General features: G+C 62.4%; 25 protein-coding genes. 6 read left to right on the top strand and 19 right to left on the bottom strand.

From position 1 onward, the window contains the following. Positions 1-879 precede the first annotated feature (879 nt). A complete protein-coding gene (locus tag HY852_RS01120) occupies positions 880-1,470 on the bottom strand; it encodes a L,D-transpeptidase (protein WP_291601907.1) in 591 nt (196 codons plus the stop codon). Positions 1,471-1,845: 375 nt separating this feature from the next. On the opposite strand from HY852_RS01120, the gene HY852_RS01125 reads away from it, so the two are divergent. Next, positions 1,846-2,754 carry a hypothetical protein gene (locus HY852_RS01125; protein ID WP_291601857.1) on the top strand — a complete coding sequence of 303 codons (909 nt, stop codon included), beginning with the start codon at positions 1,846-1,848 and terminating at the stop codon, positions 2,752-2,754. Between the two features lie 112 nt (positions 2,755-2,866). On the opposite strand, the gene HY852_RS01130 is transcribed toward HY852_RS01125, so the two are convergent. The 12 genes from HY852_RS01130 to phnG all read right to left on the bottom strand — a co-directional run bounded on the left by HY852_RS01130 (position 2,867) and on the right by phnG (position 12,028). Further along, positions 2,867-3,256, bottom strand: coding sequence for a GrlR family regulatory protein (locus HY852_RS01130; protein ID WP_291601858.1), 390 nt, complete (start codon positions 3,254-3,256; stop codon positions 2,867-2,869). A gap of 859 nt (positions 3,257-4,115) precedes the next feature. After that, positions 4,116-4,301, bottom strand: a complete 186-nt coding sequence (locus HY852_RS01135) for a hypothetical protein (RefSeq protein WP_291601860.1) — start codon at positions 4,299-4,301, stop codon at positions 4,116-4,118. A 395-nt stretch (positions 4,302-4,696) separates the two neighbouring features. Next, positions 4,697-4,858, bottom strand: coding sequence for a Flp family type IVb pilin (locus HY852_RS01140; protein WP_291601861.1), 162 nt, complete (start codon positions 4,856-4,858; stop codon positions 4,697-4,699). Positions 4,859-5,064: 206 nt separating this feature from the next. Next, positions 5,065-5,676, bottom strand: coding sequence for a pyridoxamine 5'-phosphate oxidase family protein (locus tag HY852_RS01145; protein WP_291601863.1), 612 nt, complete (start codon positions 5,674-5,676; stop codon positions 5,065-5,067). Between the two features lie 31 nt (positions 5,677-5,707). Beyond that, on the bottom strand, positions 5,708-6,304 hold the full coding sequence (gene phnN / locus HY852_RS01150; protein ID WP_291601865.1) for a phosphonate metabolism protein/1,5-bisphosphokinase (PRPP-forming) PhnN: 597 nt from the start codon (positions 6,302-6,304) through the stop codon (positions 5,708-5,710). After that, the gene (locus HY852_RS01155) at positions 6,301-7,455 is read right to left on the bottom strand and encodes an alpha-D-ribose 1-methylphosphonate 5-triphosphate diphosphatase (RefSeq protein WP_291601867.1); all 1,155 of its coding nucleotides are present in this window, start codon (positions 7,453-7,455) and stop codon (positions 6,301-6,303) included. Before HY852_RS01155 ends, phnN begins: the two co-directional genes overlap by 4 nt. A gap of 11 nt (positions 7,456-7,466) precedes the next feature. Then, positions 7,467-8,165 (bottom strand): phosphonate C-P lyase system protein PhnL, encoded by a 699-nt coding sequence (gene phnL / locus HY852_RS01160; protein WP_291601869.1) that lies wholly within the window; start codon positions 8,163-8,165, stop codon positions 7,467-7,469. 7 nt (positions 8,166-8,172) lie between these two features. After that, positions 8,173-8,973, bottom strand: coding sequence for a phosphonate C-P lyase system protein PhnK (gene phnK / locus HY852_RS01165; protein ID WP_291601871.1), 801 nt, complete (start codon positions 8,971-8,973; stop codon positions 8,173-8,175). Beyond that, a complete protein-coding gene (locus HY852_RS01170; protein ID WP_291601874.1) occupies positions 8,966-9,850 on the bottom strand; it encodes an alpha-D-ribose 1-methylphosphonate 5-phosphate C-P-lyase PhnJ in 885 nt (294 codons plus the stop codon). Before HY852_RS01170 ends, phnK begins: the two co-directional genes overlap by 8 nt. Beyond that, positions 9,847-10,950, bottom strand: coding sequence for a carbon-phosphorus lyase complex subunit PhnI (locus tag HY852_RS01175; RefSeq protein ID WP_291601875.1), 1,104 nt, complete (start codon positions 10,948-10,950; stop codon positions 9,847-9,849). The genes HY852_RS01170 and HY852_RS01175 overlap by 4 nt, the downstream gene beginning before the upstream one ends. A 2-nt stretch (positions 10,951-10,952) precedes the next feature. Then, complete coding sequence (gene phnH, locus HY852_RS01180) at positions 10,953-11,561, bottom strand: phosphonate C-P lyase system protein PhnH (RefSeq protein WP_291601878.1); 609 nt, start codon at positions 11,559-11,561, stop codon at positions 10,953-10,955. Positions 11,562-11,566: 5 nt separating this feature from the next. After that, positions 11,567-12,028, bottom strand: a complete 462-nt coding sequence (gene phnG / locus HY852_RS01185; RefSeq protein ID WP_291601880.1) for a phosphonate C-P lyase system protein PhnG — start codon at positions 12,026-12,028, stop codon at positions 11,567-11,569. Between the two features lie 118 nt (positions 12,029-12,146). Here phnG and phnF point away from each other — a divergent pair, with 118 nt between their 5' ends. Then, positions 12,147-12,875: a phosphonate metabolism transcriptional regulator PhnF gene (gene phnF / locus HY852_RS01190; protein ID WP_291601881.1), complete on the top strand. Its 729-nt coding sequence runs from the start codon at positions 12,147-12,149 to the stop codon at positions 12,873-12,875. A 7-nt stretch (positions 12,876-12,882) separates the two neighbouring features. On the opposite strand, the gene phnE (HY852_RS01195) is transcribed toward phnF, so the two are convergent. From phnE (HY852_RS01195) to phnC, 5 genes are all read right to left on the bottom strand, one after another. Next, entirely contained in the window at positions 12,883-13,746 is an 864-nt protein-coding gene (phnE, locus tag HY852_RS01195) for a phosphonate ABC transporter, permease protein PhnE (RefSeq protein ID WP_291601908.1), read from the bottom strand. Beyond that, positions 13,746-14,630, bottom strand: a complete 885-nt coding sequence (phnE, locus tag HY852_RS01200) for a phosphonate ABC transporter, permease protein PhnE (protein ID WP_291601882.1) — start codon at positions 14,628-14,630, stop codon at positions 13,746-13,748. The genes phnE (HY852_RS01195) and phnE (HY852_RS01200) overlap by 1 nt, the downstream gene beginning before the upstream one ends. 87 nt (positions 14,631-14,717) lie before the next feature. Continuing rightward, on the bottom strand, positions 14,718-15,653 hold the full coding sequence (gene phnD, locus HY852_RS01205; RefSeq protein ID WP_291601909.1) for a phosphonate ABC transporter substrate-binding protein: 936 nt from the start codon (positions 15,651-15,653) through the stop codon (positions 14,718-14,720). Positions 15,654-15,720: 67 nt separating this feature from the next. After that, a complete protein-coding gene (gene phnD, locus HY852_RS01210; RefSeq protein WP_291601884.1) occupies positions 15,721-16,659 on the bottom strand; it encodes a phosphonate ABC transporter substrate-binding protein in 939 nt (312 codons plus the stop codon). 50 nt (positions 16,660-16,709) lie between these two features. Next, complete coding sequence (gene phnC, locus HY852_RS01215) at positions 16,710-17,525, bottom strand: phosphonate ABC transporter ATP-binding protein (protein ID WP_291601910.1); 816 nt, start codon at positions 17,523-17,525, stop codon at positions 16,710-16,712. 278 nt (positions 17,526-17,803) lie between these two features. Between phnC and HY852_RS01220 the strand changes: the two genes are divergently transcribed. From HY852_RS01220 to HY852_RS01240, 4 genes are all read left to right on the top strand, one after another. Further along, entirely contained in the window at positions 17,804-18,472 is a 669-nt protein-coding gene (locus HY852_RS01220) for a chloramphenicol acetyltransferase (RefSeq protein ID WP_291601887.1), read from the top strand. Further along, positions 18,469-19,659, top strand: coding sequence for an alpha-D-ribose 1-methylphosphonate 5-triphosphate diphosphatase (locus tag HY852_RS01225; protein WP_291601889.1), 1,191 nt, complete (start codon positions 18,469-18,471; stop codon positions 19,657-19,659). Before HY852_RS01220 ends, HY852_RS01225 begins: the two co-directional genes overlap by 4 nt. Positions 19,660-19,677: 18 nt before the next feature. Continuing rightward, positions 19,678-20,379: a DUF1045 domain-containing protein gene (locus HY852_RS01230; protein WP_291601890.1), complete on the top strand. Its 702-nt coding sequence runs from the start codon at positions 19,678-19,680 to the stop codon at positions 20,377-20,379. 392 nt (positions 20,380-20,771) lie between these two features. Then, complete coding sequence (locus tag HY852_RS01240) at positions 20,772-21,587, top strand: RMD1 family protein (protein WP_291601893.1); 816 nt, start codon at positions 20,772-20,774, stop codon at positions 21,585-21,587. Between the two features lie 38 nt (positions 21,588-21,625). Here HY852_RS01240 and HY852_RS01245 read toward each other — a convergent pair. Beyond that, positions 21,626-22,157 (bottom strand): linear amide C-N hydrolase (locus tag HY852_RS01245; protein WP_291601896.1); only part of this gene is annotated, 532 nt, incomplete at its 5' end.

The raw sequence follows: 22,157 nt of genomic DNA on the forward strand, positions 1-22,157 counted from the left end.
AGCCACCCGGACAATTTCCTGCCGGTGTTGTCATTGGGCCACAGAATGGAACCGGGGGCAGCGCCGCGGCCCGCCGACCTGGAACGACGGGTTTTCTGCCTGACAGGCAAATCAGGGAAGAACCTGTCAATCCCCTGGAGCAAAAATATCTCTCTTTTTCCGAATTCGGATTTGGCGTATAGATGATCCGTCCCGCCCGACACGAGGGGCGTACGCGTCGTCACGAAACGTGGGTTGGGATGCGGTGGACGCGGCAGCGTCGGCGCGAAACGGCGATCGCAGGGCAAGCCTCCGGGCATGTGAGCGTTTTGCCGGCGCGCAGGACGAACGACGCTGATAACGTCTTTGCTGGAGCTTCAGGGGCCTTGTCGCGCCGAAGCTTTGGCGGGGGCGGACGCGTACGGCAAAACCGTGTGGTCCTGGCTGCCGTTGCTGCAGTCAAGCTTCGCGGAGGCGGCTCAAGCCCAACCGGGCGTGAGGCGTCGTCAATCTGCGGAGCGACGGTGACAAACAAGAATTCGTCGCCGGGGAGAGCGCGGCATAAGCCGTAAAGCCACTGCGCAGGGAAGGCCGGGTGTCGTCGGCTGTACCTATATGCTCGTGTGCATTTTCTTCGCGCAATTCGCACACGAGACCGCGGGTGCAGCGGGCACCCGGTCTTCCCTGCGCCCTCTGTTTCTCAAGAGGGTGAAGAGGACAGCAAACCTCGGACGCAATGCGCCGCGAGAATGCGGAGTCGCATCTGCTGTTTGGAATTCGGTGCTGTTGCTTGAGTTGTCATTGCGAGCGACTTGTCCGCCGAAGCTCACAGCGAAGGCGGAAGCGAAGCAAATCCAGACTGCCTCTGCGGAGACAAGTATGAATTGCTTGCGAATTTCGTCAGCTGCGCCAGGCGGCAATCGGCGAAACACCCTGCCCCGGCCCCAGAACGACAACAGTCGTGCCCGGCCTTACCCGGTCGAACAGGTCGATGACGTCGGCGTTGATCATGCGGATGCAACCGGACGAGATCGCCTGGCCGATATATTCCGGCTGGTTGGTGCCATGGATACGATAGAGCGTATCCTTGTTCCCCTGATAAAGATAAAGCGCCCTCGCGCCCAGCGGATTGGCCGGGCCGCCGCGCACGCGCGCCGGATACGGACCGAGCCGCGCCTGAATCTCCGGCGTCGGGATCCAGTCCGGCCATTCGGCCATCCGGCCCACGGTAGCGACGCCGGAAAAGGCCAGCGCTTCTTCGCCGACCGCAACGCCGTAGCGGATCGCCTTGCCGCCTGGCAGAACATAATAGAGATAGCGCGAGTTGGTATCGACCAGGATCGTACCCGGCTGTTCCTTGCGCGAATAGTCAACGATGTGACGACGGAACTGGTCCGGTATCGTCGCCTCCGCATAAGGCGGATGTGCCAGCAACTGCCGGTCTCTCGGGGTCATGGCGGCATTCGAAGAAGGCGCCAGGGTCGCCTGCATGCAGCCGCCGAGCGCAAGCAATCCCATCAGCAACAATGCGAACAAGGGCCGTAGCACCGCCAGCCTCCAGTGCGTTACCTCGCTGCAACTTGCTGCCAGAATAACGCTGAAATCATGGCAACGACGAAGGGACCGACGTCACGTCACATTGCTTTCACCTGTTTTCGTCCTCTCCGTCGATCCCACGCGCCCGCAGTTCCCTCAAGCAGCTTCGGTTCCCGAACGCCCCTCGGGATTCGAACGCCCCACACTCACCATCCTGCCGCCTTGCTTTGGTCAAACCCGGCTGGAGTGTGGAACGCTGAAGAGCCTCATCGATCCGGCAAGTTCTGCCCGCCGCGTGCGGGTGACATTGGACTGATCAAAGGAGCGCCGATGCTGTCCACGCTGAACCGACAGGAAAACGATCCCCACGACGTGCTTGAGATCGAGCCCGACATCGTTGCAGCCTTGCGCGCCGCGAAAGGGAAAGAGTCGGCAACGCTCGCGCCCGATGCCGCAGCTCATCAGTCGACTCCACCAGTCCACACGCCATCCGGCGCGGCCGCCGCGGCATCGGCGCCGCAGGTCGACACGACGTTTCGCGCGGCTGCGGTCGACGCGATCGGAGGCAAAGGTGGCTCGATCGGCAAATGGGCCATTCGCGCTCTCTTCGCCCTGTCGTTTGCCGCTGCGAGCGCCTTCGCGGCCGCCGCCTGGCACGACTACGGCGACGGAGCGCAAGAGATCGTCGCAAACTGGATGCCGTCCTTCGCGCTGTCGTCGTCGACACCGGAAGCGGCTCCGGCCAGCGCCGACCAACGGGCCGCCCTGGCAACGCCGGCGCCCGCGGCAAAGGATACCTCGGCGCAAGGAACGGAAGCTGGAGCCATCACCGCTGCCGAGCTCTCTTCGGACTCATCGCAGCTGTTGCAGTCGCTCGCCAACGACCTCGCCGCCATGGGCCAGCAGATCGAAGAGTTGAAAGCCGCCATCCAGCAGCTCAAAGCCGGTCATGAACAGATGTCACGCGACATCGCCAAGACAGCCGAGGCCAGGCCCGTCGATCCGAACCTGCGGGCAAACACAGCAGCGGCTGCGCGGCCGGCGGCCGCAAACGCGCGCAAGCCGAAGCCGTCTTCTCCGCCAATGCAGGCGGCTGCGGTTCCGCCGCTCCCGCGGGCGGGCGCCGAACCCATTGTGCCGCAGCCACCGCCAGCCGTGCCGGTCGCGCCTGAGCCGCCGCAAGCAACGACGCAGCCCAATGGCGAACCCGTCCTGCGACCGCCGATGCCCTTGCGATAGAACCGTTGTTCCACCCTGCCCGCCCGGCGAGCGCGCCCGGCCCGGACCATCGCGGCGACAGGCCTGAGGCAACGGCTCGACACCGTCTGCGGCCACGACGGGAACGCGCTGTCTACAAGGTCTCCTGGAGCACCAGCTTCGCCCGGAAACCGACGCTGGTCTTTCCGACCAGGGCCGTGCCTTCGACCTCCGCGCCGCCGTCGAAATAGACACCGGTGAAGCCGCAGGTGACTTCGCGTCCACCGCCGAAAGCGAGATTCCGGCCGACGGCTTCGCGGTGCTGGCGCGTAATCAGCTCGCCCCGCCATTTGCCGGCCCGATAGGTGTAGGTTCCAGTGTAGTAGAAATAGCTGTCGCCGCCCATGATGCGGCCGTTGTACAGCACGAGCACCCCGGTCGCGAAGCCGCGCTTGCCGTCACGCATTTCAACGCTGATTGTGTAAAGGCCGTCGGCGACCCTCTCCGGCGCGCTTTCCGCCTTGTGCGTGGCTTGGCCTGTCATCCGGGAATCTCGTGGGCTCGACGGACCGGCACAATGTCCGGCGCCGCACGTGAACCTAGCCATAAGGCACGGCGGCGCATAGCGTTTCTTGCGCCGCAAATCGGCAATTCCGAGGCGGTTCCCGGCAAGCAGCCGCTGCCGACGTTGCGCCGAAGGCGGCCGCAGCACGCTTCTCAACAGTCGACGGATTCAGGCTGGCTCGGATTCAAGAACGCCATTCTACGCGATTGTACTGTGATCGCATCACGGTTGAACGGCGCCGCGCGACATGGATCGTCGTTGATCCCCCAACTTCGCCCGAACCGTTCGAGGTACAGACAGCAAGAGAAAGAGCGCTCTGGCGCACTTGTAATTTGCGGCCGCGCGGCTGCCTTCCCGGCCTCTCATCACGACGTCGCCGCTGGACGAGCAGACCTTCCACAGCCACGAACGCGATCGCTTTTCGACGACCAAGTCGAACACCGCAAGGTGATCCGGCGTGCCTTCGCCGGTCTCGTCCCCAAGACCCCACACGAGACTATCCTCCACCCATTTGGTGCGCGCCGGCCGATCATCCCGTCAGCCTGCAGTTGCGGCACCGACATCAGAATTATCACCGCCTTGTTCTTATCGCGTGACAGGTCCCCCAATGTTGCGGGAAATTGCTCACAACTTGCACAATTCTGCGTGAAGCTGCATTCGGTACGAGAATGGCGAGACCTTTCTTGGGAACATTTTGTTTCCGGGTATTGTAATGCTGTCAAGAAGGTATTGAGCCGCGCGGCGCTTGAAGCGGGCGCCACCCGCCGACGGCGTCCGTATCCGAACCGGCGCACAGAGGCGTTCAGGGCAGTCGGCGAAACCCGACCTGCGGGGCGATTCAGCTCTGATGCGGTCCGCGCATCATCTTCATCGCCTCTTCGATATGGCGCCACTCGTTGGCCTCTTCCACCTCTCCCCTGTCCTCGCAAGCAACGGCGTTGCGGGCGGCCTGGGCGATGGCCGCGAGGCCGTGCTTCTCGAACATCTGCCGCGCGATGGTATGAACCTGCAACTCGGATATCATGTCGCTCTCCCCGGTGCTCATGCCCGCGGAATCGCAAGCCGCCGCCACTGGTGCAACACCGCGGTTTGCTCCAACCGCTCGACCAGCCCTTCGGTTCCGCGTGCCGCACAAATGATCCGCCACTCTGTCGAGCTCGGAGATCCTTGCCCACGGCACGCGAGCCGACCGGCCCTCATTTCGCGTGGCCGCCGGTTCCGTTCGTCAAGCAGGCCGAACGCGCCAGCACTCGCGGCGCAGAACCCGTCATGATCATTTTGCGAATGGATTCTCGCTCACGCGAGGAGAGCCGCATATGAGGATTGCTGGCCCAAATGAAAAGGCCGCCGGCCCGACGCCGACGGCCCAACCACCAAGCTCATGCACTAACGCCGAAACGAAATGCCCATATTCCTGGGCTACTTCAGCGAACTGCTGATCGACCCGAACTTCTCATTGATCGAGGTGCCAAGACCGTTGACCACCGTGATGATTGCAAGCGCGATGCCGGCCGCGATCAGACCGTATTCAATCGCCGTTGCACCCGACTCGTCCTTCCAGAAAGCAATAAGGTTCTTCATGTGACGCTCAGCCTCGTTTTGTGACGACACCCCCTGATCGAGTGCCGAGCCGATTTGAGCGGACGGACTCTAAGACCGAGTAAAGCGGCCTGGTCAAAACTACGGAGTATTGCGTGCAAGAAACGCAGAAAATTCGATGGATTTGAGAAACAATCGCCGATCCACCAACTCACACCGAGGAACGAGTAACGATCATCCGATCCTTGCTACCACATCGTGGCCTGCGCGCGTGCGGGCCACGCCCGATCATATTCCTCGCCGCCGACACGATTGTTACTCATCTCGGCCAGGATCCGGCCCGGAGTCGGCAAATCCATGGGATCGACATGCTTGTCCGGATTCCAGAGATCGGCGCGGACGATCGCGCGAGCGCACTGGAAATAGATCTCCTCAACGGTCATGACGATGACGGTCCGCGGCGCCATACCCTCCACCTTGAAGGATTCGAGCAACTCCGCGTCGGCCGACACATGCGCCCGTCCATTGACCCGCAAGGTGTTGCCGGCTCCGGGGATGAGAAACAACAGGCCAACGCGCGGATCACGCACGATGTTGCGCAGTGAATCGATCCTGTCGTTGCCGCGTCGGTCGGGCATCATCAGGGTCTTTTCATCGTGAATACGGACAAATCCGGCACGGTCGCCGCGCGGCGAGCAATCAAGTCCCTCCGGCCCGCAGGTCGCCAAGGCTGCGAACGGCGACCTTTCGACCAGAATTCGATATTGCGGCGTTATCCGATCGGCAACCTTGGCAGTCGAGGTCTCGTTGGGAACGCCGTAGATCGCCTCCAGCTCCTCGACGGTTCCAATGAGCGACATCACAACCTCGTCATATTTCACGACAAACGCCCTACTCGCACCAACGCTCGTCCCTGATAATGCGCAACAGCTGGCGGCTGTGATACTCGGCACTTCCGGCGTTGAGAATGGTCATGTCGGGCGCTGCTCCCGCATTATCCACGATGCGTCCGAGCCGTTCTTCGATGTTGCCGTCGCTTCGCCGCGCTCGCGCCGCCAGGCGTTCGGCAAGGACTTCCGGCGGCGCCGTGATCGACACCACCACGACATTGGCGTAAGCGCAACGGACTGCACCGATCACCGTGCGAGACACGTTGACGACGACCGTCCGGCCCGCGCGAATGTCGCCGTTGATCGCAGCGGGCAACGCATAGCAATGGCCATGCGCCTCCCAATGCACCGCGAAATCTCCGCGGTCGCGCGCTTGCTGAAACTCGTCCCGACTGATCGACACGTTGTCCTCGGCGGCGGAGGCCTCCCGCGTCACCGCACGGCGCGGGAAGACAATGCCGCCATCCTCGGCGCAGGCAGCCTGCACAAGCCGGAGCAGCGTATCCTTGCCGGCGCCGCTCGGCCCCACCACCAGAACCAGTCGACCCGGCCCGATCGCCGCGGCTCTGTCGGCCGATATGACTGGCAACTCCGTCATGCGACGCGTCGCCCTTCGCGCCACACGCTGCGGACGGCCGGAACGTCATGAGAAACGTGAACCCGGATCAGATCGGCGCGCTTTCCGACGGCGATCTCGCCGCGGTCGAACAAACCGACCGCCTCCGCCGGCGCCTTGGTGACGGTGCGGATTGCCGAGGCCAGATCGATGGCCGGGATGCGCTTGGGCAATTGCAGCGCCCCCATCAAAAGGCTCGCCGGGATGTAGTCGGAGGAGAGAATGTCAAGCAGTCCTTCGCGCGCAAGGTCGACCGCCGCGATGTTGCCCGAATGCGAGCCGCCGCGTACCACGTTCGGGGCCCCCATCAGGATGTCGATGCCGGCCTCGTGCAGCCCGCGCGCGGCCTCGACCGTCGTCGGGAATTCGGCAACTGCAATGCCGTCGCGAATGGCGTCGGCAACGTTTTCCGCCGTCGTGTCATCGTGGCTGGCAAGCGGGATCTCGTAGCTCTGCGCCAGCGCCACGATCTCGCGCATGTTGGTCGCCGCGTGCGCCTTCTGATAGGCAAGGCGCCGCTCGAACAGGACGTTGAGCTCGGCATCGGTCTTGCCGCCCTTGCCGCGATAATAGTCACGCATCTTGCCTTCATCGCGGAACTGCCGCTGCCCGGGCGTGTGATCCATCAGAGACATCAACCGCACGTCGGGGCGCCCGACCAGTTCCCTGGCTTCCTCGACGACGCTCGGCATCGGAATTTCGCAGCGCAGATGCAGGAAGTGGTCGGCCCGCAGCAGGTTGCCTTCGCGCGCCGCCGATATCGCCGCGGCGAGGGTGCCTGCTCGCCCGTCGACCTCCTCGGCACCGTCCTCGCGCCAGACCCGCAGCGAGTCCAGCACCGTGGTGATGCCGGACGTGGCGAGCTGGCCGTCATAGGAAACCACGGCCGCGATGGGATCCCAGAACACCTTTGGTCGCGGCACATAATGCGCCTCGAGGTGATCGGTGTGCAGCTCGATCAGGCCCGGCGCGATCAGGTCGCCCTCGGCATCCTCGCTGCCGGCCGGCCCCCTGCCTTCGCCGTATTCGGCGATGCAGCCGTCGGCGAACGCGATCCAGCCCCGCTCGATCACCCGATCGGCGAGGACGATCCTCGCATTATCGATGACGGTTTCGTTGTCGTTCGCACTCATTTGGGAGTCCTTCATGCGGCGGCGGCAAAGGCCGTGACGTCGATGATACGGTCGGCGATCAGATGGCGGATCTCGTCGTCATGCACGATCGCAACCATGGCGGTCCCCCGGCGCTTCTTTTCTTCGATCAACTCCACCACGACGGCCCGGTTGGCAGCATCGAGCGAAGCAGTCGGCTCATCCAGGAGCAGGATCGGCAGGTCGGAAACAAAACCGCGCGCGATGTTGACCCTTTGTTGCTCACCGCCGGAAAATGTCGATGGCGGCAGCACCCAGAGCCGCTCGGGAATATTGAGGCGTTGGAGCAGCGCGCCGGCTCGTTCGCGCGCCTCTGCGCGTGCTGCCCCGCTCACGATCAGCGGCTCGGCCACGATATCGATGGCAGCGACCCTCGGCACCGCGCGCAGGAACTGGCTGACATAGCCGATCGTGCTCCGCCTCACGTTGAGCACTTGCCGGGGTTCGGCCTTCGCGACATCGATCAGCTCGCCATGATGGCGAATCGCGATGCGACCTGAATCGCAACGGTAATTGCCGAAGATCATCTTCAGGATGGAGGACTTGCCTGCACCGGATGGCCCCGACAGCACAACGCATTCACCCGGCTCGACGTGAAACGACACCCCACGTACGACCGGCAGGTCAATTCCTCCCTGCAGATGCATGGTAAAGGTCTTAGCAGCTTCGACAATTTCGATTACAGCAGTCATTTCGGGCTCATGGTGGCAAAATTGAAGAAACCAGCAATTGTGTATAGGGCTCGCGCGGATCGTCGAGCACCTGGTCGGTCAGACCGCTCTCGATCACCTGTCCGCCCTTCATCACCATCACACGATGCGACAACAGGCGCGCCACCGCCAGGTCGTGGGTGACTATGACGGCGGCCAGGTTCAGCTCGCCGACAAGGTTGCGCAACAGATCGAGCAGGCGCGCCTGCACCGACACGTCGAGCCCGCCGGTCGGCTCGTCCATGAACACCAGGCGCGGCTCGGTCACGAGATTGCGGGCGATCTGAAGACGCTGCCGCATGCCGCCCGAATAGGTCCGCGGCGCATCGTCGATTCGCGCGAGGTCGATCTCGACGCGATCTAGCCAGGATGCGGCGCTCTCCCGGATCCGGCCGTAGTGGTTCCAGCCGATCGCCATCAACCGCTCGCCGACATTGGCGCCCGCTGACACGGCCATGCGCAACCCCTGTGCGGGGTCCTGGTGCACGTAGCCCCAATCCGTGCGGAACAGGAAGCGTCGCTCGGCTTCACCCAGGGCAGCAAGGTCGCGCGTCACTCCGTCGCGCATCCGGTAGGACACGCGCCCCGCGCTCGGCGAGAGCTGGCCCGACAGCAGCTGCAACAGTGTCGACTTGCCCGAGCCGGATTCGCCGACGATGGCAAGCACCTCGCCGGGATAGAGCAAGAAAGAGACGTCGCGGCAGGCGGCAATCCGGCCGTAGGACCTGCTGAGACCTTCCGCGATCAGAAGCGGCTCATTGCGTTCAAGCCTCGTTTCGCCTTCAGCCATGCACCCTCTCCTTGTAAGGTGCCGCATTCTGACTGCCGCGATGGCCGGCCAGCTGCCGGCTTTCGCAATAGTCGGTGTCCGAACACACGAACATGCGCCCGCCCTTGTCATCGGTCACGATCTCGTCGAGATAGGAGTTCTCCGCTCCGCACAGCGCGCAAGGCGCATCGTGCCGGTAGGGCACGAACGGGTGATCCTCGAAGTCGAGCGATACCACGGTCGTGTAGGGCGGGATCGCATAGATCCGCTTCTCACGGCCGGCGCCGAACAACTGCAGCGCCGGAGAATTGTCCATTTTCGGATTGTCGAACTTGGGCGTCGGCGACGGATCCATGACGTAACGTCCGTTCACCTTCACAGGATAGGCGTAGGACGTCGCGATGTGGCCGAACCGCGCGATGTCCTCGTAAAGCTTGACATGCATCAGGCCATATTCGGCCAGCGCGTGCATCCGCCGCGTCTCGGTCTCGCGCGGCTCGAGAAAGCGGAGCGGCTCCGGAATCGGCACCTGATAAACCAGAACCTGACCCGCCTTCAGCGGCGTCTCTGGAATCCGGTGGCGGGTTTGCACGACCGTCGCCTGCGCTGTTTCGGTCGTGGTGGCGACGCCCGCGGTCTTGGCGAAGAACTTCCGGATCGAGATGGCGTTGGTGGTGTCATCCGATCCCTGGTCGATGACCTTCAGCACGTCGTCAGGACCAAGGATCGAAGCCGTCACCTGTACGCCGCCGGTGCCCCAGCCGTAGGGCATCGGCATTTCGCGGCTGGCGAACGGCACCTGGTAGCCGGGAATCGCGATCGCCTTCAGGATCGCGCGCCGGATCATCCGCTTGGTCTGCTCGTCGAGGTACGCGAAGTTGTAAACCGGGGCGTTCATTCCGCGGCCTCCTGCAACGGCTCGACGTCATTGGCGTCGGCAAACTCCTTGCGAAGCTTGCGAAGCAGACCGAGTTCGGACTGGAAGTCGACGTAGTGCGGGAGCTTGAGATGCTCGACAAAGCCTGTCGCCTGGACATTATCCGAATGCGACATCACGAATTCCTCGTCCTGGACCGCGGCAGTGATCTCCTCGCCAAGCTCGCGGGCGCGCAAGGCCCGGTCGACGAGAGCCATCGACATCGCCTTGCGCTCGCTTTGTCCGAAGGCAAGACCGTAGCCGCGGGTAAAGCACGGCGCTTCCGTCGCAGAACCCTTGAACTGGTTGACCATCTGGCATTCGGTAAGCGCGATCGAGCCAAGCGGCACGGCAAAGCCGGCATCCTCGGCGAAGAACTCGACTTCAACCTCGCCAAAGCGGATCTCGCCGGCAAAGGGGTGATTCCGGCCATAGCCACGCTGCGAGGAGTAACCGAGCGCAAGCAAGAAGCCTTCGTCCCCGCGCGCCAGATTTTGCAGCCGCAGGTCGCGCTCAGCCGGAAAACTCAAGGGCTCGCGCGTGAGATCGCCCACGGCGGCGTCCGGCTCCGCCCCCGGCGACCGCTCAATCAAGCCGTCGCGGCCCAGGAAATCGGTGACGCGTGGCGTGGCGGGCGCCGCCGCTTCCGCTGTTGCCGGCTCCTCGGGAACAAAGCCGTCGGCCAGCTGCGCGTCCAGCAGGCGATGCGTGTAGTCGAAGGTCGGACCGAGAATCTGGCCGCCAGGAATATCCTTGAACGTCGAGGAGATACGACGATGGATCTGCATCGCCCCGGTGTCGACCGGTTCGCTGGACCCGAAGCGCGGCAGTGTGGCACGGAACGCGCGCATGAGGAAGATCGCCTCGATCATGTCGCCCCTCGCCTGCTTGATCGCGAGCGCCGCAAGCTCGCGGTCGTAGAGTGAGCCTTCGGTCATGACACGATCGACCGCAAGCCCGAGCTGCTGCGCAATCTGCTCCAGCGCCAGTTCGGGAACGCTGCGCTCCCCGCGGCGCTCATGCGCCAGCAGGCGATGCGCATTTTCAATGGCACGCTCACCGCCCTTGACTGCGACATACATGCTCAGCTTTCCTTCCTGACAAGACGCGCGGTGCGCGGAATCGCGACGATGGCATCGTCGGCGACCAGCACCACGTCGATGCCGCGCGGAAACAGCGTTTCGTTGTTCTGGAGCCGCTCGAAGAGATCGGCCGGCTGCATCCTGGCCTGAAGCGACGCCATACCGTCAATACCCGGGCCGCGCAGCCGAAACGTGTCGCCGGCGCCGAAGTCTCCGACCTGGATGATCACTGTCGTCGACCGATCCGGATACTCGTTGCTGCCCAGGGCAAAACGCTCCAGCGCAGGAAGCGCGCCGCCATCGGCAATCAGCGCGAAGCCGCAGATCGAGGGCTCGGCAACGATCGGAGCCCCGGTGTGAAACTTCAGCCACGTGACCACATCGGAACTGCCCGCCATTTCCCGATCGAGCCAGAGCGGAGTGTCATGATCGAACAGCGTCAGCGCGATGGCCGCCGTGCCGCGCATCATGGCACCGGGCGTACCTGCTACCGGTGCAATACGATTGATGCTCCCCGGCCGCGCCATGGCGTCCATGACCGAGCGAAACGTCGATTGTGCCGACAGCACCTTGCCGGCGAAGCCCGGCGGCAGCTCCGCAATCGTCGCCATCGCTATCAGCCCTCCCCACGCACCATGGTGTAGAAATCCACCTTCGTTGCCGCCGTCTGCGCGGCCTTATGTCGTCGCTTCGCGAGTATATCCGCGCGAAGCGGCGCGATGATAAGCGTTTCGACCGAATCGCAAAGCCGCTCCGACTGCACGAGGGCGTCGCACAGCGCGATCAGTCGCGCTTTCTCGCGGTCGCGGCCGAGCGCATAGCCTAACCCGACCTCGCCGGTGGAAAGCCGCACGGCCGCACGGGACACGGTAGCTTCGCCCAGGTTGAACGGCGCCCCGTCGCCGCCGATCCGGCCCCGCAGCATGATGAGACCGTTTTCCGGCTCGCGCAGATCCTCATGAGCAGGCACCGCAATGGACTGCAGACACTTTGCGATCTCGCGCGTATCCGCTTGCGCGAGCACCGCCATTGCGGCTTTTCGCCTTGCCTGGTTGCTGTCCCGATCGCCTGCCGCCATATCGACCTTGCCGGATTGAAGTTGTCTATGATACTAGACAACTTGTTAGCCAGACGCCATGACGTTTTCGTGACAGCACCATGATTTCTCCACTGTGGTTCTTTGACCGGTCCACGCCATGACCTTGCAGGAGACAGGATCCGGCGTTGCGCTTTGGCGGCAGGTCGCCGACAGCATCGAGCGCGGTATCGCCGACGGCAAGTTTCCGGCCGGCGAGCGATTGCCCGGCGAAACCGAAATCGCCGAAATTTATCGCGTCAATCGTCACACGGTGCGGCGCGCCCTCGCGGCACTCGCCGAGCGCGGTCTGGTCCGCGCCGAGCGCGGCAGCGGTACCTATGTCGAGGCGCAGCGCCTCGCCTATCCCCTGCGCGCGCGGACACGGTTCTCCGAGATCGTCGGCGCCGGCGGCCGCGAGCCGCGCGGACAATTGATCGAAGCGACCGAAGCTGTAGCGAGCCGTGAACTGGCGCGAGAATTGGGTCTGAAGACTGGCGCGCCGCTGATCCGGATCGAGGCGCTACGCCTTGCCGACCGAACGCCAATCTGCGTCTCGACCTCCTGGCTGTCGGCCGAGCGTTTTCCGGACGCAGGACGCGTCTTCGCCGCCACCCGCTCGATGACAAAACTGATCAAGCACTACGGCATCCGCGACTACCGCCGCGGCTCGACCCGGATTACAGCGGTCATCGTCGACGCGACTGACGCGGCGCGGCTCGATCTGGCGCTGGGGCGCCCGATCCTGGTGGTGGACGCCACCGATGTCGATCCGGACGGCACACCGCTGGTGGCAATGCGCTCTCGCTTTGCGGCCGAGCGGGTCGAGTTTTTGGTGGAGAATGCGTGAACTGTCCCTAGTCGTGCGCGATAACGGCGCGGCCAATGAGCGCGAATCGCAGACGAGAGGAAACATAATCGATCGCCGCAACCGTAATGAGGATGATGACGATCAAGAATGCAACACGATCCCAGTTCTGCTGATGTATTTCGTTCGAAAGGTAAAGACCGATTCCACCTGCGCCGACAATGCCGATGACGGTCGCGGAGCGCGTATTCGACTCGAAGTAATATAGCACCTGGCTCAGCATGATCGGCAGCACCTGAGGAACGATGCCAAATCGTATCTCATGAAGCACCGATCCCCCGGTTGAAGTCACACCGTCGACCGGCCCGGTATCGGCCGCCTCAATCGCCTCGGAAAAGAGCTTTCCGAACGTCCCGAAGTCGGACATCGCTACCGCCAAAATTCCGGCAAATGGTCCAAGCCCGACCACATTGATGAAGATGAGCGCCCAGATCAGCGTATCGACCCCTCGTATCGTGTCGAGAAAGCGGCGCGACAGGAAATGCAGGATGCGTTGACCTACAACGTTCTTCGCGGCGACGAACGCCACCGGAAACGCCAGGAGCGATGCCAGCATCGTGCCGAGAAAGGCGATCGCCAGCGTTTCTGCTAGGCCCTTGAGATAGAGATGAAGCAACCCGCCGGAGCTTGGCGGAAACATCAAGCCGACAACAACACCGAGACGGCCTATGCCGGTCGCCAGCTTCTCGAACGAGAAGCCCAGCCAAACCATGCCAAAGAGGAACATTCCGACAAGTGCAACGATGACGGTGAGTGCTTTAACTCGCTGCCAGGGCGATGGCCTGAAAACGTCTGGATAGGATTCCGCGAGCCGGCCTCTGTCGACATCCGTGAGACGAGCGGTTCGCGACATCATTGGCGACCTTCAATGCCGAGCAGTCGGTGGCGCAGGCGTTCAGTGAGGAGATCAATGACGGACACCGTCACGATGATCATCAACAGAATTGCGCTGACGTCCGAATAGTAGAATTGGCGGATTGAGCTCAGAAGCTCCTGGCCGATACCGCCGGCTCCGACAAAGCCCATCACCGATGCCCCGCGCACGTTAATCTCGAAACGCATGAGCGTATAGCTCACGAAGTTCGACAGGACCTGAGGCACCACGGCGAAGCGGATTTGCTCTACCCAGGTCGCTCCAGTTGAGCGAACGCCCTCCACTTGTTTCATGTCGATGTTCTCGACAACCTCGGCAAGTTGCTTGCCAAGCGCGCCAGTCGTATGGATGGCGATAGCAACCACTCCGGGAACCGGCCCGAGACCCAGCGCATAGACAAATAGCAGCGCGAACACGATATCCGGCACAGTGCGACAGAACTCAAGAGACCGGCGGACACAGGCGCGTGCGAACGCATTCTTCACCAGATTTGCACTCGCAAGGAAGCAAAGAGCAAAACCGATTGTCGCGCCAAGAAAGGTTCCGACATAGGCCACGAGCAGCGTTTCAGCCAGGAGCGACAGCCAGACGTCCCAATTCCAAAACCATTCGGCGAAGTCGGCGCTGAAATGCGTCAGCCGTAGCTTCGGCATGATGTCGTGAAAATAGCTCCACAATCTCGGAAGCCCTTCGACAAACTTGCGAAGGTCGACCTCTCCGCCCCAAACCGCCAGCGTAGCGCAAAGCGCAACCGCAAGAGCGAAAAGCAGGGCGCGCCGGCGCTTCGCCGCTACTGCGGCGCTGTAGTGGCCGAGCAGCACAGCGATCTGCTGATCGGATAAGCGATAAACAGGACTGTTCAAGATTCCAAATTCCGCAAGTCGCCGCAAGCAATAAGCAAATGCTGCGGGTGGCCGAAACAGCCGCACCCGCAGCAAAGTAAATGCGCGTTAGGAGGCCTTCTTCTTTCGCTGTTCGTCGAGCCAAAGGTTCATCTTCACCGATTCTTCGTAGTCTTTCGCGGTTACCTCGACAAAGCCGCGATCCTTGCCGTCCGAAAGCTTGGCAAACGACTCCTTGTCCTTTTGCGGTGCTTCCACGAACGCTTTCGTGATCGCCTTCTTCAGGTCGTCCGGCAAGTCGGCCAGATAGGCAAAAGGCGAACCCGGCAGAAGCGGCGACTTCCATGCGATACGGAAGTCTTCCTTCTTCATGGCTGTCCCGTCCGGCTTCTTGACCATCCCTTTGCGCAACATTCGCGTCAGGTTTGAATCGTCCTCCGAGTTCCACCAGTTGACGGCGGCATCGACCGTTCCGGCAGCCAACGCCAGTACTGCGTTCTCGTGGCTACCAGTCGTTTGGCCAACCTTGAAATGTTTGTCGATCGGAAACCCCTGCTGCGTCAGGAAGAAATTCGGGGCTTTGAAGCCGGAGGTCGACTCCACATCGACAAAGCCCAGGATCTTTCCTTTCAGATCCTCGATCGACTTGTAGGGGCTGTCGGCCCGAACATACATCACCGAGTAGTAGCCGATTGAACCATCGCTGTTCTTTGTCGTGACAAACGGCACCACATTGCCGCCCGAGACGGTATTTGCCCGGGCATACGATCCCGGTCCATAAAAGCCAACATGGATCTGCTTGTTCTTCTGGCCTTCGATCACCGCTGTGTAGTCGCTGGCAACTCGCAAGGTCACTTTAACGCCGAGTTCCTTGGACAGATAATTCACAAACGGCGTATAGCGCTCGAGCGTCCCCGTCGCATTCTCGGCGGGCACAATCGCCAGGACCAACTCGGGGTATTTGTCCTTCCAGGATTGGGCCGCGGCCGGAGCCGTCAGCGCTAGGCTCATGGTCAGAGCCAGGAGATTGCGGCGCGTAATCATTGGTTTTCTTCCTCCAGAGATTGAAGAGAACGATCGGCGGATTGAATGACAGTGCGATGACACGAGGTCAGTTGCCCCTGTGCTTTCGCTGCTCGTCGAGCCACAAGTTCATCTTGACCGACTCGACGTAGTCCTCCTTCGAGACTCGAGCAAAGTTCTCCACCTTGCCGTCGGTCAGGGCGTCGAACGCAGCCTTGTTCTTCTTCGGAGCGTCAAGAAACGCCTGTACAATTGCCGCTCTCAAATCCTCCGGCATGTCGGCAAGAAGCGCGAAGGGTGAGCCCGGAAGCAATGGCGACTTCCAGACGATGCGGAAATCGGATGGCGTCATCGCAGTGCCGTCCGCCTTCTTCAGCATCCCTTTGGTGAGCATGCGTCTCAGATTCGAATCATCTTCCGCGTTCCACCAATTGACCGCCGCATCGACGGTCCCAGCGGCAAGCGCGAAAATCGCGTTCTCGTGGCTGCCGGTGGGTTGCGCGAGTTTGAAGTGTTTTTCGATTGGGAACCCCTGGTTCGCCAGGAAGAACGTGGGTGCCTTGAACCCGGACGTCGATTCGACATCTACGAACCCAAGAGTCTTCCCTTTGAGGTCGGCGACCGACTTGTACTCACTTTCGGCCCGCACATACATCACCGAGTAGTAGCCGATGACGCCGCCCGAGTTGCGCAAGGTCACAAACGGAATGACGTTGCCGCCGGACACAGTGTTCGCCCGCGCGTAGGAACCCGGCCCATACTGACCAATATGGATTTGCCGGTTCTTCTGACCCTCGATCACCGCCGTGTAATCATTGGCGACCCGCAACGTGACTTTGACGCCAAGTTCCTTGGTCAAGTATTCAGCAAACGGTCCGACACGCGCCAAGACACCTGTGGCATTTTCGGCTGGCACCAGGGCCATCACCAATTCCGGATATTTTGCTTTCCAGTCCTGCGCAAATGCGGCGGAAGTCGTGAAGGCGAGCGCAAATGCGCCAGCGAAGATCAGGCGGCGATTGATCATAGGGTGTCCTGCGTGGTTGGCCGAATTTCGGTACGTGCGAGACGCTGAGCTCAGGCTGCCGCGGCGGTGCCGAGAGCCGGAATGGCCGCGACCTCGGGGGCGGGAGCCACCGTGCCGCCGATGACCTCGGCTGCCTCGAGATCGTACAGTTCGCGGGCGATTTGATCCGTCAGCATCGATGGCGCTCCATCGAACACCACGCGACCCGCCGCCATGCCGATCAGGCGGTCGCAACAGCTGCGCGCCAGATCCAGCGAATGCAGGTTGCAGATCACGGTGATGCCAAAGTGCTTGTTGATGCGCAGCAGCGCATCCATGACGATCTTGGTATTGCGGGGATCGAGCGAGGCGATCGGCTCGTCCGCCAGAATGAGGTCCGGTTGCTGGACCAGCGCACGAGCAATTGCCACGCGCTGCTGCTGGCCTCCCGAGAGCTGGTCGGCGCGTTGCGCGGCGAACGAGGCCATGTCGAATTGCTCCAGCGCCGACATTGCAAGCGCCCTGTCCGATTCGGGCCAGACTTGCGTCAGCGAGCGCCAGGCCGGCATCGCGGCTAGACGCCCCATCAAAACGTTGGTCAGGACGTCGAGCCGGCCGACCAGGTTGAACTGCTGGAAGATCATGGCCGCCCGCGCGCGCCACTGTCTCAGCTCCTTGCCGCGCAGCGCGGTGACGTCTGTTCCCTCGAACCGAACGCGTCCCTCCGCCGGGGCTACCAGCCGATTTATCGTGCGCAGCAGCGTGGACTTGCCGGCGCCCGAACGGCCGATGACGCCGACAAAGCCGCCGCGCGAAATCGAGAAGGAAGCATTGTCGACCGCGGCCTTAGCGCCGAAACGGCACGTCAGACCTTCCACCACCAGCATGCGAGGCTCCCGGATCAGCGCCAGATGATCTTCTTCGAGATTCATCCGGCTCGCTCTTGTTCTCCTGAAGCATGCTTTTCGGATGGTGCGTTGCACTTTCCGGATCATGCCCCAGCCATGCCAATCGCTAACGCCGGCCTTTTACAGTTGTGTGACAAACACGCTGGAGCGGGCGACCGTCCACATGCACTGCGCTTGTCACACGATCGTCACACCATCGTCATCGACCGCGTCGATGACGATCACTTGCTCCCGAAATTGATGCGGACGGAAATCCCATGGCGGCAAAAGTGCTTTCGGCTCAAGCGACCGTCGATCCCAGTGCAAGGCTGCACGAGACGAGCCTGGGTGCTTATTGCGAGGTCGGTCCCCGCACTATCCTGCACGAAGTTTCCATGAGCGACTACTCGTACGTCGTCAACGACTCCCAGATCACCTACACCAGCATCGGCAAATTCTGCTCGATTGCGGCGATGACTCGCATCAATCCGGGCAACCATCCCATGCATCGGGCGGCTCAGGCGCATTTCACGTATCGCGCCAGCGCCTATTTTCCCGGCGAGAGCGACGACGCCGAATTCTTCGACTGGCGCCGCTCCTATCACGTTCACATCGGCCACGACGTCTGGATCGGGCACGGCGCGGTCGTGCTTGCCGGCCGCAATATCGGGACCGGTGCCCTGGTCGCGGCCGGCGCCATCGTGACCAAGGACGTACCGGCCTATACCAACGTCGCCGGAAATCCGGCGCGGCCGATCAGGCGACGGTTTTCCGAAGATATCGCCGGCCGTCTTGCGGAGCTCGCCTGGTGGGACTGGGACCACGGCAGCCTGCGCAGCGCCCTGCCTGATTTCCGGAAGCTCTCTGTCGAGGACTTCCTTACGAAATACGAGCCTATGGTCGCCGCTGGCCGATTCTCCGCCAAGAAGCAGAGTGTCGTCGCGTGATCGATATCCTGATTGAAGGCGGCCGGACGCTTGTCGGCACGGAGATCGTTGAGACTTCACTTGGCATCGCCGGCGGCGAGATCGCAACCATGGACGCCCCCGGTTTCCGCGCGGCACTTGCCATCGACGCGGGGGGCCTTTTGGTGCTGCCGGGCATCATCGATCTGCACGGCGACGCCTTCGAGCGCCAGATGATGCCGCGCCCAGGCGTCCATTTCCCGATCGATGTTGCGCTTGTGGAAAGCGATCGCCAAGCCATTGGAAACGGCATCACCACGGTGTTTCACGCCGCGACATGGTCCTGGGAGCCGGGCTTGCGCAGCGGCGACAGCACCAAGGAGCTGCTCGAGGCGATCAAGCGTCTGCGACCGCAATTTGCCGCCGATACGCGCTTCCATTTGCGCCACGAGACCTACAATCTCGACGCCGAGGCCGAAATCGGCCGGTGGCTTTCGTCGGGGCTTGTCGATCTGCTCGCCTTCAACGACCACATAGACAGCACGGTGGCGAACCTTGCAAAGCCGCAGAAGCGGTCCCGCATGGTCGAGCGCACCGGGCTCTCCGGTGAGGCGTTCGACGATCTGGTCGCACGCGTCGTTTCCCGCGCCCAGGAGGTGCCCGCCTCCATCTTGCGACTGGCAACAGCGGCGCGCGCGGCCGGTGTGCGCATGCTCTCGCATGACGACGAGACGCCCGCGATGCGCAAGGCGTTTCGCGCGCAAGGTGTCGAGATCGCGGAGTTTCCGATCAACGAGGAGACCGCGCGGGAAGCGGCAGAAAACGGTGATGCAATCGTATTTGGCGCGCCCAACGTCGTGCGCGGCAGCAGCCACACCGGCTGGGTCAGAGCGGCCGACATGATCGCCAACGGCCTGTGCACGGTGCTGGCTTCCGACTACTACTACCCGGCGCCGCTGCTCGCAGCGTTTCGCCTCGCCGCGGATGACGTGCTGCCGCTGCCTGAGGCCTGGCAGCTGATCTCGGCGGGGCCGGCGCGCGCCGCCGGCCTCTTCGACCGCGGCGTGCTGGCGGAAGGTCATCGCGCCGACCTCATTCTTGTCGACGACGCCTTGCCGCTCAGGCCGCGCGTCGTCGCCGCGATTGGGCGAGGCCGGCTCATGCATTTGACCGAGGCCGAGCGCCTCACTGTTTCGACCGCTCTGCCAAAGGCTGTCGCAGCCGAATAAAGCGGCTATGCTTTGCCAATGTCAGCCTTTCCCCGCTATGCGATTTATTATGCACCTCGGCCCGCCAGCGATCTTTGGCTCTTTGGCAGCACCTTGCTCGGCTATGACGCCTACACGGCGAGCAGCGCGCCTTTCCCCGCGGACGCCCTGCAAACCGCACCAGACTGGCGGGAATTGTCTGCCGATCCGCGAAAGTACGGCTTCCATGCCACGCTGAAGGCTCCGCTCTCGCTGGCTGACGGCAAGACGGAGGCCGAGCTCGTCGCCGCCTGCGCAGCCTTCGCCGCCAAGGCGCGACCGATCCCGGTGATCAGGCCGATCGTTGACGCGATCAGTGGCTTTCTTGCCGTCATCCCCGCCGGGATATCGACGCCGCTCCAGCAGCTTGCGGCCGATTGCGTGCGCGACTTCGATGCGTTTCGTGGCCCGCTCACCGCGGCCGATCGCGAACGGCGAAGTCCCGAGCTGCTTACTGCGAGACAACGCGAATATCTCGATCGATGGGGCTATCCCTATGTGATGGAAGAGTTTCGCTTTCACATGACCCTGACCGGCCGGCTTGACGAAGCTCGCCGCGGTCAGGTACTCGAGATGTTGCGGACACAACTCGCGCAGCTTCGCCTCGAAGCGCTCCCGATCGACCGGATCGCGCTGTTTCGCCAGGATGCCAGCGACAGCCGGTTCGGCATCATCGGCTCGTGGCAACTGCAATCGCATTGACTGGATGCCGGCTGCGAATCTCGTGCATACCAAGGTATCAAGTCTGCTGCTGAAAGGCGCCAATTCGGTCGAATTCCGCAATCTCGCTGGGGCATTCCCCGCTCCAGAGCTGGCTAGCGCAGGTGCGGGATGCTATAGTTCTCTTGCTAATGGCGGCTTTGAAAACAGCGAAAGCCACGCGACATGAAGAAAGGTGACGCGATCTGCCCCCGATGTGGAGCCGGCTTCCGCCGCTTGGAGCTGTCGTCCATCAAAGGAACAGGGGGTCAGTTTCGCTGCCCCGTGTGCGATTTCGTTCTCGAGGCCTTTGACGGTTCGACGCAGGTCGCCTATCGGCTCACGATCGTTCCCTCCAGAATACTCGACTAGACAGCCGCAACAGGGCGCGCGAGATGGCAGACGCTCCCGGGAAGATCGAGTCGGCAGCACAAACTCTTACGATACGGGCGTTGATGCTGGGAGACCGGATCAATCCAGCCGGCCTCGAGATTGGTGAACTCGTATCCTCGGTGCCGGTCGCGTTCCGTCTTCACTCCGGGCTTGCCGTCATCTTCCGTTACGGCGTCGTGGTCTTGATCGGGCTCTTGCCCTCGGAGCAGATTGCGTTCATCGAAACCATAAAGCCGCGCGTCTCAGGCGAGCTCCCCCCGTACGAAGAAGAGACGGCGCAGGCGCAGATCTGCAGCGAGGAATCTGCGGAAGCCATTCCACCGGGCGGACCGATCTGCATCAGCAAGTTCTCCGATGATCGCCTGCTCCTGATCGCGGACGCGCTGGCCAAGAGCACGGCCCTGGCGCGCGACGAGCGCAGGGTCGCCGCGGTGTTCGACATCATCGAACCATTCGCACGCGATCTGGCGGAAAAGGGTAAAACGCCGTATCGTCGCAAGGCGATCCTGCAATTGATCGGCAACGCGCTGCTCGTCCAGCAGCGCGTCTCCGGCCGCGTCGCCATCGGCGAGAAGCCGGACGTGCTGTGGGAAAAGCCGGAACTGGATCGGCTCTACGCCCGGCTTGAGGACGAATACGAGCTCAAGGAGCGGCTGGATGCGCTCGAACGCAAATTGACGGCGATCTCGGAAACCGCAAACGCGCTGACCGACATCATCGATACCCGCCGCTCGCTGCGGGTCGAGCTCGCCATCGTCATCCTGATCGTTCTGGAAATCGTGATCGGCTTCTTCCCGTTCCTCACGAGCGGCCATTAGGCGCAAGCCTGGAATGCAGCCTGCACACTCGGCCCGCCTTACATCGGGAGCCCTAAGAACTTGAACGGCTCGGCCTCGCGAAATCTGCCGGTCACTTCACCCGAGAAGGCGTTCGACTGGTCGGGGCCCAGATCGAGCTTCTTCACCTTACCCGTATCCGGAGAAAGATCGGCAGCCTTCAGGTCCACCCAGAAGGTGTTGGGCGTCAGCACGGATTCGAAGAAATAGAGCTTGCGCTGATGATCGGCGACGGTGCGCCAGCGCGTCGACGAGATGTTCGGCGCGGTCGGGGTTGATATGCCGAACGGAACGGACACGTTGCGGATCACGCTGAAGACGCTGGCTACGGCGCGATCGGGCGTCTGGTTCTTTGGCAGCGCCTCGACGTAGAAGGAAGCACGCGCGAAGCGATCCGCGGCGCGGTTCGTACCGGGCAGCATCACCATGCCGCCGACCTCCTTCCAATAGGCGTTCAGCGCCAACTGCTCCTTGAAGACCGGGGAATTGGTCATGACCTGGTATTTGCGATCGTGGTGGATCACGGGCTTGCCCTTGATGTACTCGATGATC

Origin of the sequence: Bradyrhizobium sp. (assembly GCF_016213215.1) — a bacterium.
Classification (GTDB): domain Bacteria; phylum Pseudomonadota; class Alphaproteobacteria; order Rhizobiales; family Xanthobacteraceae; genus Bradyrhizobium.

Coding starts and splice junctions, on each gene's coding strand:
- HY852_RS01170 (WP_291601874.1), bottom strand. CDS start 9,850: ATGAACGCCCCGGTTTACAACTTCGCGTACCTCGACGAGCAGACCAAG.
- HY852_RS01140 (WP_291601861.1), bottom strand. CDS start 4,858: ATGAAGAACCTTATTGCTTTCTGGAAGGACGAGTCGGGTGCAACGGCG.
- phnD (WP_291601909.1), bottom strand. CDS start 15,653: ATGATTACGCGCCGCAATCTCCTGGCTCTGACCATGAGCCTAGCGCTG.
- HY852_RS01220 (WP_291601887.1), top strand. CDS start 17,804: ATGGCGGCAAAAGTGCTTTCGGCTCAAGCGACCGTCGATCCCAGTGCA.
- HY852_RS01155 (WP_291601867.1), bottom strand. CDS start 7,455: ATGAGTGCGAACGACAACGAAACCGTCATCGATAATGCGAGGATCGTC.
- phnD (WP_291601884.1), bottom strand. CDS start 16,659: ATGATCAATCGCCGCCTGATCTTCGCTGGCGCATTTGCGCTCGCCTTC.
- HY852_RS01145 (WP_291601863.1), bottom strand. CDS start 5,676: ATGTCGCTCATTGGAACCGTCGAGGAGCTGGAGGCGATCTACGGCGTT.
- HY852_RS01230 (WP_291601890.1), top strand. CDS start 19,678: ATGTCAGCCTTTCCCCGCTATGCGATTTATTATGCACCTCGGCCCGCC.
- HY852_RS01240 (WP_291601893.1), top strand. CDS start 20,772: ATGGCAGACGCTCCCGGGAAGATCGAGTCGGCAGCACAAACTCTTACG.
- phnN (WP_291601865.1), bottom strand. CDS start 6,304: ATGACGGAGTTGCCAGTCATATCGGCCGACAGAGCCGCGGCGATCGGG.
- HY852_RS01125 (WP_291601857.1), top strand. CDS start 1,846: ATGCTGTCCACGCTGAACCGACAGGAAAACGATCCCCACGACGTGCTT.
- HY852_RS01130 (WP_291601858.1), bottom strand. CDS start 3,256: ATGACAGGCCAAGCCACGCACAAGGCGGAAAGCGCGCCGGAGAGGGTC.
- phnF (WP_291601881.1), top strand. CDS start 12,147: ATGACCTTGCAGGAGACAGGATCCGGCGTTGCGCTTTGGCGGCAGGTC.
- phnC (WP_291601910.1), bottom strand. CDS start 17,525: ATGCTGGTGGTGGAAGGTCTGACGTGCCGTTTCGGCGCTAAGGCCGCG.
- HY852_RS01175 (WP_291601875.1), bottom strand. CDS start 10,950: ATGTATGTCGCAGTCAAGGGCGGTGAGCGTGCCATTGAAAATGCGCAT.
- phnK (WP_291601871.1), bottom strand. CDS start 8,973: ATGGCTGAAGGCGAAACGAGGCTTGAACGCAATGAGCCGCTTCTGATC.
- phnH (WP_291601878.1), bottom strand. CDS start 11,561: ATGGCGACGATTGCGGAGCTGCCGCCGGGCTTCGCCGGCAAGGTGCTG.
- phnE (WP_291601908.1), bottom strand. CDS start 13,746: ATGTCGCGAACCGCTCGTCTCACGGATGTCGACAGAGGCCGGCTCGCG.
- phnG (WP_291601880.1), bottom strand. CDS start 12,028: ATGGCGGCAGGCGATCGGGACAGCAACCAGGCAAGGCGAAAAGCCGCA.
- HY852_RS01135 (WP_291601860.1), bottom strand. CDS start 4,301: ATGATATCCGAGTTGCAGGTTCATACCATCGCGCGGCAGATGTTCGAG.
- phnL (WP_291601869.1), bottom strand. CDS start 8,165: ATGACTGCTGTAATCGAAATTGTCGAAGCTGCTAAGACCTTTACCATG.
- HY852_RS01120 (WP_291601907.1), bottom strand. CDS start 1,470: ATGCAGGCGACCCTGGCGCCTTCTTCGAATGCCGCCATGACCCCGAGA.